Raw genomic sequence first — 12,778 nt, forward strand, 5'->3', positions numbered from 1 at the left:
GATCGCGTTTATTTAGATTTTGGCGTAGTTTGAACTTTTTCGGAAGGTGAGGGTGGCAGGAAGCATTAATAACCAACGTCTAATGACAAATGACAAATACCATTACAAACTTAAAGGCAGTTGAACTGTAAACGTTGTCCAGCCCTGAGAACTGGTAACTTCAATCGTGCCTTGGAGATATTCTATTAACTTCTTAACCAATGTTAAACCTAATCCTGTGCCGCTCTGTTGCCAGCGTTCCCGTTTCGGGTTGCCGTAGGCATCGTTTTCAGGAATCCGGTAAAACGGCTCAAAAATTCGAGATTGTTCTTTTTTCGGAATTATCACCCCAGAATTGCTAATTGTGATTTGAAAATAAGGAACTTGAAAATTATGTAATACACCTGATTTAGCATCCTCATAGCTCGGACTTTTTGTGATATAAATTAGCTGAACTTTTAACACAATCTGTCCATCAGGCGGAGTGTATTTACAAGCATTGTTGAGTAATTCTGAGACAATTTCAGTCAGGCTAGCCAAGTCTGAAACTAAAGGTGGTAAATTTGGAGAAACACTAACTTGCAAAGACTGTTCTCTAGCTTTAGCGCGTTCTTGAAAATACTCGGCAATGTGAGGCAGCCAGTTTTGGAGTTGAATTGATGTTAATTCCAATGGATAGACATCTGCATCAATCATTCGTAGATGCAGCAAATTGTCTACCAAATCCAGTTCTTGTTCGCACTGTTCGCGCACAATACCTAAATAGCGGGCTACAGATTCAGATGGAGAAAGTGTGTTTGAATTTAAGATACCCTGTTGATCGAGAATATTTTCTAGCACAGAGATTGCCATTTTGATGTTTGACAAGGGCGTTCGCATTTCATGAGAAGTGGTTGCCAGAAAATCCTCTTTTAATTGGTTCAGGCGTTGAAGTTCTGCCACACGAATTTCTAGTTGTTGGGCACGTTCAGCTGCGAGATTACGTTCTTCGGTTAACCGTCGTTGCGTGTCATCTCGCAAAACAAATACGGCTCCTGTAATTACACCACTGCTATTTCTGAGGGGAGTAGCGCTATCAGCTATTGGTATAGTTATCCCGTCTCTAGCAACTAGTAGGACGCCACCGCCTAAATATATAGTAGTTTCTTGTTGGAGGGCTGCGATGATTGGATTTTCTATCGGGAGCTGAGTTTGTTCATCAATGATTTTGATAACTTCAGTTAACGTCTTGTCTTTAGCTTCATTCCATTGCCACCCTGTTAGGGTTTCAGCTACCTGATTGATGTATTTAATATTTAATTCAGTATCAACTACAATTACCCCATCGCCCATTCCTCGAAGCACAGAACTTAAAAATTGATCGCGATCGTAGCGATTTAAGGCGCTTTGAATGGCAACGTAAAGTTCTTGTTCTTTAATGGGTTTGAGAATATATCCAAAGGGGGATGTCAGAGTTGCTCGTTCGACAGTGCTTTTATCAGAGTGCCCGGTGACGTAGATAATCGGAATCTGCAAATGATGCCAAATTTGCTCCGCTGCCTGGATGCCGTCCATTTCACCCCGTAACCTGATATCCATCAAAATCAAGTTTGGGCGTAATTCCGTTGCTTTTGCAATTGCTTCTTCGGCAGAATCGGCAATATCTAAAACAACATATCCTAAAGACTCTAAAGTTTCTTGTAAGTTGATAGCAAGGATATATTCATCTTCAACAACAAGGACTCGAACTGTCTCTTTTGTCTGCGTGTTTGATGAGATGTCAATTATGTTCATGTCCGGCTGTTTGTAAAAGTAATTTTGAACTCTGTTCCCTGTTGAGAGTCAATTTCAAGTTTTCCTCTTAGCTGCTTGACTAAACCCTGGACAAGTGTTATGCCTATTGTCTTAGTTTTCTTACTATCAAAGTTTTCAGGTAAGCCAACACCATTATCTCTAATAATGAGTGTCAAAGTAGATTCGGATTCTTGATAAAACTTAACCTCAATTTTGCCCTCAATATTACCAACAAAGGCGTATTTCAATGCATTGGAAACCAGTTCATTGATAATTAAGCCGCAAGGAATGGCGGTTTCGATGTCTAGGCTAGCATTATCAACTTGAATATTTAGTTTAATCTGGCTGGAACTGACATTATAGGAATCAAATAAATGAGTTGTTAAATCTGGAATGTATTGAGCGAAATCAATATCAGCGAGGTCTTCAGAACGGTATAGTTTTTCATGAACTAAGGCAATAGAAGCAATGCGGTTTTGGCTATCGCGCAAAATAGCTGTCACCACAGGATCTTGTGTTCGTCTGCATTGCATTTGTAGCAAACTGCTGACAATTCCTAAATTGTTCTTAACACGATGATGAATTTCTTTGAGTAATACCTCTTTTTCTTTTAGAGAGGCTTTGATTTTTTCCTCCGCTTGCTTTTGCTCGGTGATATCTTGTTGGATAGCCACAAGGACGCTTCCATACTCAGGATGTTCAAAAACGGAAGCGGTAGCGCTACACCAGAATGGAGTGCCATCTTTTTTAATATTGTGGACTTCATAAATTGCTTCACGGTGTTCCAAAATAGCAGCACAAATCGCCTGACTAACATCTTTAGGTGTATGATGCTTATCACCGTAGTTGACAATTGACACATGCTGACCGATTAATTCACCAGGCTCATAGCCAAACATCTGGTCGAATTTAGGATTGGCGTAGACAAACACGCCATCTGTAGCACGAACTAGGCAAATTCCCTCAGCCATGTTGCGGGTAATAACTGCCTGTAACTCTAACATTTGTTCAGCGCGTTTGCGATCGCTGATTTCAACTACTACAATGCCCATGCTCATAGGTTCATCAGCTTCAGACTGAATCGGAAAATAGGAAGCTAGCCAAGTCCTAATTACACCCGGAAATTTTGGGGTTTCTCCCCTGACTTCCAAATCCAGAATCGGTTCACCCGTTGTTAAGACCTGTCGAAAGGCTTGATCTTGGTTCCGTGCTATATCAGGGACAATCTCCCACGTTGTCTTGCCAATATGCTCTGCTGCGGGAATGCCATTAATTTCTGCTAATGCTTCATTAATCAATGAATAACGCAGTTCCTGATCGAGAATGGTTATCCCAACAGGTGCATTATTGATGAAGGTATCCAATAACTTTTGCTTGTGAGCTAGTTCTCGCTCTAGAATCTTGCGTTCTGTGATGTCAATTGCCACCCTACCCACTAGCTTTTGGGCAGACAATCCGAGAATCGGGAATTTGTATACCAAGAACTCACCAAGGGAACCGTCTGGTCGAGGAGCGACTTCAATTGCCTCAATTACCTGATTTGTCTCTATGACTGTGCGAATGTGATCGAAATGCTGCCGAGCAATTTCATCTGGGTAGAGGTCAGAAATAGATTGCCCAATCACCTGTTCGGGTAGTAATTTAAATGTCCGCAGGTATGTTTGATTTAAGTAAAGTACACGCCCATCTGTATCAGTTATCCAAGCTAGCACTGGGCTGTTGTTCATAAATGCCTGGAATCGGGCTTCACTTTCTTGCAAAGCTGCTTCTGCTTGTTTCCGTTCACTTATATCAATAATTACTCCTAACATCCGTACAGATTCGCCTGCTTCGTTGTAAACGCCACGTCCTTTCCCCGTGAGCCAGTGAACCCTGCCATCGGGAAAAATCACTCGATATTCACCTTGAAAATTAATATGTTGTGCCAGTGCATTTGATACAGCCTGTTCGATTCGGTCAACATCCTCTGGATGCACGCGATCGCGCCATAATTGATAGCTGGCTGCTGATATTTCTGGCTCTAAACCTAACAAACGATAATGGTTGTCGTTCCAGATAACTTCGCCTGTTTGAACATTCCAGTCCCAAAGACCGATGTGATTAAATTCCAACGTTAGTCTCAGTTGTTCTTCACTTTTGGCTAAGGCTGCTTCGGCTTGTTTGTGTTCGCGTAGCGCAGCTTGTTGCTCGCTGATATCCCGATGAGTACCAGTCATTCGCAGAGGATTACCATTTACATCTCGCATCACAACCTTGCCGTAGTTGGCAATCCATTTGCATTCGCCTGACTTAGTTTGGAGTCGATAGTCAAATTTGTACGGTGTTGAACTATCCTTGAGGTGATCTGTTAAGATGTTCTCCACCCAAGGTAGATCGTCTGGATGAGCTAATCGCTTCCAAGTACTGAAATTCTGTGGGAGTTCGTCAAAGCGGTATCCCAGCATTTCTAAATAGCGAGGGCTGTAATACACCTCTCCAGTCAAAATATTCCAGTCCCACAAACCATCCCCAGAAGCCTCAAGGGCTAATTGTAGTCGTTCCTCGCTTTCTCGGAGAGCTATTTCTGCCCGTTGCTGCTCTTGTTCACCATACTTCCGGGCAGTAATATCCGTGATTCGTACTAGTTGCATCACAGTACCAGCGACCGTAATTTGTTTGGCTGCGATGCTTCCCCAAAATAAATTGCCCTGCTTAGTCATGTATTCAACTTCTCGACTCCAAAACCCTTGCTGGTTAATTTCTTCCATAAAGGTGGCAATCTCATCGGAAGTGAACGGTTGTTTTTGCAGAGTGTTACCTTTAATGTTAATTAATTCGGCTTTACTAGAGGCTGCAAATAGCTCCACTGCTCGATCGTTACAGTCAGCGATCAGTAATGTTTTGACATCTACCAAAAAAAGTGCATCAGCGGATTCGTTATAAACAGCTTCTAGCAGGTCACGACTACGGATGATTTCTAACTCGGTTTGTTTGCGTTCTGTAATATCTATAACCGCTCCCAATAGCTTAAATGGCTGCCCTTGAGCGTCATAAGCTATCTCTGCTTTCGACTCAACGTACCGCACCGAACCATCAGGTCGGATAATTCGATACTCAAGATTGAAAGGTGTTATTGGGGCGTAGGCGTTGCCCTTGGTAGACATCATCTTTTCGAGTTGGTCCTTGACCAAGGCGCGATCATCGGGATGAATTATTTGGAGAAATTCCGCTTGGTCGGGTTCGCCTTGAGTGGGATTTAGACCAGAGATGCGAAAGGTTTCCATTGACCAAGAGCGCTTTTTGGTTTCTAAATTCAATTCCCAACTGCCTACATGGGCGATTTGTTGAGTAGTGGCTAGCAGTGCTTCACTTTGTTGGAGTTTTTCTTTAGCCTGTTTGAGTTCGGTAATATCTCGCCCTTCTGGAATCAACAAAACAACTTGACCTGTCTCGTTTAAAACCGGACGGAGTGAAAAATCGATTGTTGCTACCTGATTATTTGCACCGAGAACATCAACTTCATAGCGGATAAACTCTCCTTGAGCTGCACGAGCGATCGCTTGTTTTAATTCTGCTTGAGTTTGCGGTGAAATCGTCCACCAGTGTGCTTCCCAAAAAGGGCGATTGATAACATCTTTAAGCTTCAGTCCGGCAAAATTTAGCGCCGTCTGGTTCGCCTCCAGTAAAATGCCAGCTGGCGTTAGCAGTCCTATGAACTGGAAAGTGTTATTGAAGATGGCGCAAAAACGGCGATCGCTTTGGTGCAATTTGGCAGTGCGTTCTTGTACCTTGGCTTCTAACTCGGTGTTGAGGATTTGGAGATTGTGGTAGAGTTCGGCTTGTTGGATAGCGATCGCTAGTTGCACTGTCAGTTGCTTGAGCAATTCCACCTCAAATTTTTGCCATTGTCGCGGGGCAGAACATTGATGTGCTATAAATAGTCCCCAAAGTTCAACTGTTTGAGTCTCCTTGCTCTCTAACAAAATCGGGACAACTAAATTCGCCTTCACCTGAAACTGTTCCAAAAGTTGAATATGGCAATCACTTAAACCTGCTTCGTAGATGTTTGTGGCTGCCCAAATTTTTCCTCGGCGATATTCTCCTCCCTGATTTTCCTGAAAACAGGTATCTTCAATCTCCAGTCCTAAGATTGGTGTCCATTGGGGTAATACCGACTCCGCGACGATGTTACCCCGCATTTGTGGCGTAAATTGATACAGCAGTACTCGATCGGCACCCAGTAATTGGCGGACTTCTTGAACACTCGTGGCAAGGATATCTTCAAGCTTCAACGATTGGCGAATATTAAGAGCGATCGCTCCTACTAACTTTTGTTTTTCCTGTTGTTGTTTTAGCTGCCGCATTAGCTGCATCTGCTCGATCGCCCCATGAACCGCTCGACGTAAATTATCAGAGGTCAATTTTCCCTTGACTAGATAATCTTGCGCCCCACTCTTGATCGCTTGGACTGCGATCGTTTCGTCTCCCTGTCCAGTCAATATAATTACTGAAGTTTGGTTGTTATAAGTTTGCCTCTGTAGCTGAGTGAGAAATTCCAGCCCGTCTAAATCTGGTAATCGATAGTCCAACAAAATCACATCTGGTATTTTTGCTTGACAAGCTTGTAAGGCCTTATTTCCAGACTCAAATTCATAAATATCATAAGTGTAGCGATCGTCCCGCTCTAAGAAGCGTCGATACAAAGCTCTATCTTCAGCAGAGTCTTCTACAAAAAATACAGTTGTCATGTTGTCGGCCTCCTAAGACAGCTGCGGGAGTGGGGAGATAGGGGAGCAGGGGAAGCAGGGGAGGCAGGGGGAGATCAACAAAACTCCTAACTCCAAACTCCAAACTCCTAACTCCAAACTCCAAACTCCAAACTCCAAACTCCTAACTCCCTAACTCGATAAACCCTAAATCAGCAAATTCGGACTTTTTCTCGATCGCGGACTACTATTTTTAGTCGTATAAACGCATAATAGAATAGTGACTGATCTGTTCGCCCCTTTACAATCTCTCAAACAAGGTGACTGGTTCAAGCTGATCTGCGGAGCCAGCTTCCAGCATTTGCCGGCAGTCAGAAGTTTAACGTTAGCCTATACTTTGGCGGGCGCTGACTGCATAGATGTTGCAGCTGACCCAGCAGTAATTGCAGCAGCGCAATCAGGGCTACAAGCAGCCAAATCTATGGCTAAGGATGCCCAAAAGCGAGGCTTTGACTACAAAGGCAATTTACCTTTTTTGATGGTCAGCCTAAATGATGGAGAAGACCCCCATTTTCGCAAAGCAGAATTTAATCCTCATGAGTGTCCTACAGACTGCCCTAGACCCTGTGAACAGATTTGTCCAGCACAAGCGATCGTGTTTGACAGTATCAAAGAAGATTTTTCAGGAGTAGTATCCGAAAAGTGTTATGGCTGCGGTCGTTGCATACCAATTTGTCCTTATAGTATAATTTATACAGCTTCATACGTGACAACGCCGAGAGCGATCGCGCCATTGGTAATGTCAACGGGAGTAGATGCCGTAGAAATCCATACACAAGTCGGGCGGTTGGCAGAATTTGAGCGATTGTGGCAAGCAATTTCACCGTGGGCCGATCAACTAAAGTTACTAGCAATCAGCTGTCCTGATGGCGAAGGGATGATTGACTACTTGAGAGCGCTGTATAACCTGATTGCCCCACTCAAAAGTAAAAGTGCTTTAATTTGGCAAACCGATGGTCGTCCAATGAGTGGTGATATTGGCGATGGCACCACAATAGCTGCGGTGAAATTAGGGCAAAAAGTTTTGGCAGCTAAGTTACCGGGATATGTGCAGTTAGCAGGCGGCACAAATAAGTATACTGTTGCTAAGTTAAAGGCAATGGGACTGCTGAAAAGAGCAGGGGAGCAGGGGAGCAGGGGAGCAGGGGAGAAGCGAGAATTTTCTGCCCCTCTGCCCCTCTGTCCCTCTGCCCCTCTGCCCCTCTGCCCCTCCGCCTCCATCGCCGGGGTCGCCTACGGTAGCTACGCCCGCGTACTGCTGTCACCAATTCTCGAACAGTTAGAGAATAAGGAGGTAAGTAACACCAATATGAAGGCGACTGTTCGCCTAGAAGAAGATGAAGTATTGCTTTGGCAAGCTGTAGAACTTGCCCATTCTCTCGTTTCCCAGATCAAGTCACAGCAGGAGCGTTAATTGCTCGTTTGGAAAAATCCCCAGGGCGGTTTCTCCTGCACGCAAATGTCCTCGCTATCTCTAAAAACGTCACCATAGAACGCATGACGATTACAGACGATCTCCAAAAGTTATTAGACATTTTGCCCCAAGACCTGCAACAAGTACTAGAGAGTCATCCCAAACGAGATAGTTTAGTAGAAGTGGTCTTGGATTTGGGTCGTCGCCCAGAAGCTCGCTTTCCTAATCAAGCTGAGTATTTGAGCGAAGTACCTGTTACTCAAGAACAAATAGATGATTGCATTCAACGAGTCGGAATCTTTGGCGGAGATAATCGAGCAGGAATTGAGCAAACTTTGCATCGGATCAGCGCTATTCGCAACCGCACTGGTAAGATTATTGGCTTGACCTGTCGCGTTGGTCGAGCCGTATTCGGAACCATTGGCATGATCCGCGACTTGGTAGAAACTGGTAAATCGATTCTCATGCTGGGGCGTCCAGGCGTGGGTAAAACTACTGCCTTACGGGAAATTGCCCGTGTTTTAGCGGACGATCTGCATAAGCGAGTGGTGATTATTGACACTTCCAACGAAATCGCTGGGGATGGTGATGTTGCTCACCCCGCCATTGGTCGCGCTCGGCGGATGCAAGTGGCTCATCCAAACGAACAGCATCAGGTGATGATTGAGGCAGTGGAAAACCACATGCCAGAGGTCATTGTCATTGATGAAATTGGCACGGAACTGGAAGCTTTAGCGGCTCGTACCATTGCGGAACGGGGCGTACAGTTGGTAGGTACTGCCCACGGGAATCAGATCGAAAATCTGATTAAAAACCCTACCCTGGCTGATTTAGTTGGGGGTATCCAAGCTGTGACCTTGGGAGACGATGAAGCCAGACGGCGAGGCTCTCAAAAGACCGTTTTGGAGCGCAAAGCCCCGCCTACCTTTGAAATTGCGGTGGAAATGTTAGAACGCCAACGCTGGACAGTACACGAAAGTGTTGCTGACACCGTAGATAATCTGTTGCGGGGGCGTCAACCTACTCCACAAACGAGAACCGTTGATGACCACGGCAAAATTGCGGTTACACGTCAGTTAGCTGTTGTCAACGGTCGTGGTGGACAGCTAGGAACAGTGGAGGATTCTTTCCCGCCGGCGCGACCGTCTAATGGCTGGCGTTCATCTGGACAAATGGTTGCACTACCCCAATTGCCTGTAGAGCGGGTAACTGGGCGCAGCGAGTTTGACCGTTTACTGGATGAATCCTTCAATTATTCTGAGAGCATTGATTTTGATGCTGTTACTAGACACCCAGGTCCGAATGGTGAAGATTTGCCATTGCACGTTTACCCTTATGGGGTTAGCCGCCACCAACTAGAACAGGTGATTAGCGTGCTAACTTTGCCCGTGGTATTGACAAAAGATATAGATAGTGCTGATGCAATTTTAGCACTGCGATCGCACGTCAAAAACCACGCCAAATTACGCCAAATGGCCAAAGCTCGTCATGTACCCATCCACATGATTAAGTCCAGCACCATTCCCCAAATTACCCGTGGCTTGCGGCGGTTGCTAAACATCGACGACCCAGAGATGGCCGATGATAGAGAACTACAATTGTTTTTGCACAATGGTAGCGATGATGAGATGGATGCCTTAGAAGAAGCTAGACTTGCCGTTGAGCAAATTGTGATTCCTAAAGGACAGCCAGTCGAGTTATTGCCGCGTTCTCCCCAAGTCCGCAAAATGCAACATGAGCTGGTAGAACATTATCGCCTCAAGTCGCATAGTTTTGGCGAAGAACCAAATAGAAGATTACGGATTTATCCGGCGTAACTTTAAGGGACTTCTAGTAAAAAAAATATCCCAAATTTTCTTGTGGGATGGGTGTCCCCACCCGTCCTAGATTTAGGGCGCTCATGTTGCCCACCCCACAAAATGGATAATTTATTTCTTGGAAGTCCCTTAGGAGAAAAATCTATGCATTTGAAAAGCGCTTTAACCATCAAAAATCGCCAAAATCATTATCTATACTCAAGCTAATAGTCCAATCTTGTCGCATCAATTCGCTGCCATCATCAACATCACGCAGCGTTTCGTAGACAAAGAATTTGTAGAGAGTAAGTCTTAATTCATTCAATCTTGCATTTTTTTAAACATCTGTTACATTACTTTACAGACAGTTACAACTGCTACAACACTTTAACCTTGGAGTTATGCTTATGTCAGATTTTAAGAATTCTGCGTCTATTGTTTCAGAAGATCCTAATGCTGTGCGTTTTGGCTTCACTCCTCAGAGTGAAAATTGGAACGGTCGTCTTGCAATGATTGGTTTTGTCTCTGCGATTTTGATTGAAGCTTTTTCTGGTCAAGGAGTACTCCATTTCTGGGGTATCCTCTAAATTGGCGATCGTAGGGTAGAACGGCTGTACTACCCTAAATAACTCTCTATATTCCATACCAGTCATTGGTTTCTAACATCTGGCGGCTGTTGCCATTGGTGCAAAATATCAGATTTTTCCGGTTGAGCCAAAATATAAGTGAATAATTACTTTACGTTGAATATGTATAGCTAAAACTCATGGAACTACCCCAACGCGTATCAGTCCGCTACAAAGACGCGTCCTTCAACACCAATGAAATCCGCTTGAGAACTTTTCGGCTTGGCTTGCAAATATGGGATGAACAAACCAAACCCAGAAAAACAGAGCTTTATCAGTTTATATCGTCTTGTTTGAAACAAGTTGACCGCCAAGATCGTTTTATGTTTTCTCTGTTATTCATAGAATTAACAGACCTCATACGCAACTCTTCTCTAGAAAGAGGAACAAAAGAGGTTCTAATTAAAACAGCTTTTAGAGAATTTGCATATGCGATAACAGATTTTGAAGACGTTGCCAAATAAGGATTAGTTATGGGGATGCTGGAATTGCGTAAGCGTAGGCATCACCCTAAAGTCGGCTGACCTAATCGAATAGGATATATGTAAGTAAACAGAAACAGCTTTCCAATCAGATTAGTTTTTTCGCTAGATGCGCGGATGGATAGGTGTTGGGAAAGGGGTGAATACAAAAATAGCTGAATTGCCGTATATGCAAGGATTTGACGGCTTTAGTATCTTGAAGCCATCCGCGCACCTTATGTAGACTGACTTTCAGCTATTTACAGTTAGCACAATTGCCACTCCTTATGTTATGATTTTTGCATTCGCGCTATTGAACCTTGAAAACCAAATAACACAAGCCTTTTAGAGACCTGCGATCGCAATCAACTAAAATCCCTATTAGGGATTGAAACCCATTGCAACGCTTGCAAGTGTCTCGATCGTACAATCGCAATCAACTAAAATCCCTATTAGGGATTGAAACTATGACATCTTTCCGCTTGAATTTGAACAGCAAAATCGCAATCAACTAAAATCCCTATTAGGGATTGAAACTTCGAGTATTCCTTGATGGGGTGGACTTAGGATCGCAATCAACTAAAATCCCTATTAGGGATTGAAACCACCCAAAACCCCATCTTTTTCGGTAGATGCTTGAGATCGCAATCAACTAAAATCCCTATTAGGGATTGAAACTGCTCAAATAGTACTGCTGCTGGTATTCCTGCCAAATCGCAATCAACTAAAATCCCTATTAGGGATTGAAACATGCCTGCACTATGAAGGATGGCGACACTTCCACAATATCGCAATCAACTAAAATCCCTATTAGGGATTGAAACATAAAAGCTATTTCCCAACTTCCATCTGAAACTTATCGCAATCAACTAAAATCCCTATTAGGGATTGAAACCTTAATAGACAGTCACTAGTAGGCGAAATTCAGCATCGCAATCAACTAAAATCCCTATTAGGGATTGAAACGTTTCAGTACGTCGTTTTTATTGACGTTTGTCAACGACGTTATCGCAATCAACTAAAATCCCTATCAGGGATTGGAACGAAGTCTACTGAGAGCTATCCTCTAAAAACTAGTATCAAACAGTACAATTACTGCCTCAAGAGTCATTCCACATCCAGCTTGAGGGCTGTGATATTATAGGAGACTGCTGCATACATTTTAGAAAAACTAGAAACTGAATCGACCATGGCCCTCACGCAACTGCGGAAACAAGAAATAATCTCCAACTACCAAGTTCACGAAACTGACACTGGCTCGGCCGATGTCCAAGTTGCCATGCTAACTGAGCGCATTAACCGCCTCAGCGAACATCTCCAGGCAAATAAAAAAGACCATTCTTCTCGGCGGGGACTGTTGAAGCTAATCGGACAGCGCAAGCGTCTTCTAGCTTACATATCGCAAGAAAGCCGTGAAAAATATCAAGCTTTGATTGCTCGTCTCGGTATTCGTGGATAGGACTACCGCTTATGTCTGCTGAAGAATCTGAACGCAGTCGTTTGCCCTTTGAACCGAACAAAAAGCGCCAAAAACCCGCAAAAACTCAAAGTAAACCAGCAGCACAGCCCCAAGAATCCGTCAAACAGGCTGATAAAAAAGTGGTTTACACCAAACAAGAGATGGCAATTCCCCAAGTTGTCAGCCAGAGAATGATCCGACGGGTAGCTGGGTTCTCTGGTGTACCAACAGCTTTGGGCATTAGCGCCTTGGTTGCTAGCTATCTGCTTGCTGCCTACTCTGATATCCGACTACCTCCCATCGCCGTGTTATTGGTGAATATGGGATTATTTGGTTTGGGGGTTTTAGGGATAACTTATGGCGTTCTCTCTGCCTCTTGGGATGAAGAAAAAGTCGGAAGTTTGTTGGGTTTGGGTGAGTTCAACACCAATTTGGGACGAATGGTGGCAGCTTGGCGCGAAACTCGGCAAAAAAACTTATAATGAACGGCGCTCAGGTATTAAGTAACTGTGATATTGGGTAAAT

At 44.0% G+C, this 12,778-nt stretch carries 9 protein-coding genes and 1 CRISPR repeat array; of the genes, 6 read left to right on the forward strand and 3 right to left on the reverse strand.

The features are described from left to right. Positions 1–102: 102 nt before the first annotated feature. Positions 103–1,752, reverse strand: a complete 1,650-nt coding sequence (locus tag RMX69_RS08150; protein ID WP_322637131.1) for a response regulator — start codon at positions 1,750–1,752, stop codon at positions 103–105. Next, positions 1,749–6,479, reverse strand: coding sequence for a PAS domain S-box protein (locus RMX69_RS08155; protein WP_322637132.1), 4,731 nt, complete (start codon positions 6,477–6,479; stop codon positions 1,749–1,751). The genes RMX69_RS08150 and RMX69_RS08155 overlap by 4 nt, the downstream gene beginning before the upstream one ends. A gap of 238 nt (positions 6,480–6,717) precedes the next feature. Here RMX69_RS08155 and ldpA point away from each other — a divergent pair, with 238 nt between their 5' ends. Further along, the gene (gene ldpA, locus RMX69_RS08160) at positions 6,718–7,911 is read left to right on the forward strand and encodes a circadian clock protein LdpA (protein WP_322637133.1); all 1,194 of its coding nucleotides are present in this window, start codon (positions 6,718–6,720) and stop codon (positions 7,909–7,911) included. Positions 7,912–7,994: 83 nt separating this feature from the next. Then, positions 7,995–9,728, forward strand: coding sequence for a R3H domain-containing nucleic acid-binding protein (locus RMX69_RS08165; RefSeq protein ID WP_322637224.1), 1,734 nt, complete (start codon positions 7,995–7,997; stop codon positions 9,726–9,728). 169 nt (positions 9,729–9,897) lie between these two features. Here the strand turns inward: RMX69_RS08165 and RMX69_RS08170 are convergent, their stop codons facing one another. Then, positions 9,898–10,032: a hypothetical protein gene (locus tag RMX69_RS08170; RefSeq protein ID WP_289796488.1), complete on the reverse strand. Its 135-nt coding sequence runs from the start codon at positions 10,030–10,032 to the stop codon at positions 9,898–9,900. Positions 10,033–10,114: 82 nt separating this feature from the next. Between RMX69_RS08170 and RMX69_RS08175 the strand changes: the two genes are divergently transcribed. The 4 genes from RMX69_RS08175 to RMX69_RS08190 all read left to right on the forward strand — a co-directional run bounded on the left by RMX69_RS08175 (position 10,115) and on the right by RMX69_RS08190 (position 12,735). Next, positions 10,115–10,294 (forward strand): chlorophyll a/b-binding protein, encoded by a 180-nt coding sequence (locus RMX69_RS08175; protein ID WP_322637134.1) that lies wholly within the window; start codon positions 10,115–10,117, stop codon positions 10,292–10,294. 179 nt (positions 10,295–10,473) lie between these two features. Continuing rightward, entirely contained in the window at positions 10,474–10,797 is a 324-nt protein-coding gene (locus RMX69_RS08180; protein WP_194046858.1) for a hypothetical protein, read from the forward strand. A gap of 355 nt (positions 10,798–11,152) precedes the next feature. Next, positions 11,153–11,838: direct repeats of the CRISPR family, unit length 37 nt; unit sequence ATCGCAATCAACTAAAATCCCTATTAGGGATTGAAAC. A 145-nt stretch (positions 11,839–11,983) separates the two neighbouring features. Further along, positions 11,984–12,253, forward strand: a complete 270-nt coding sequence (gene rpsO, locus RMX69_RS08185; RefSeq protein WP_041565894.1) for a 30S ribosomal protein S15 — start codon at positions 11,984–11,986, stop codon at positions 12,251–12,253. A gap of 11 nt (positions 12,254–12,264) precedes the next feature. Next, on the forward strand, positions 12,265–12,735 hold the full coding sequence (locus RMX69_RS08190) for a PAM68 family protein (protein ID WP_289796490.1): 471 nt from the start codon (positions 12,265–12,267) through the stop codon (positions 12,733–12,735). Positions 12,736–12,778 lie beyond the last annotated feature (43 nt).

The organism is Nostoc sp. EspVER01 (assembly GCF_034530635.1).
Taxonomy (GTDB): domain Bacteria; phylum Cyanobacteriota; class Cyanobacteriia; order Cyanobacteriales; family Nostocaceae; genus Nostoc.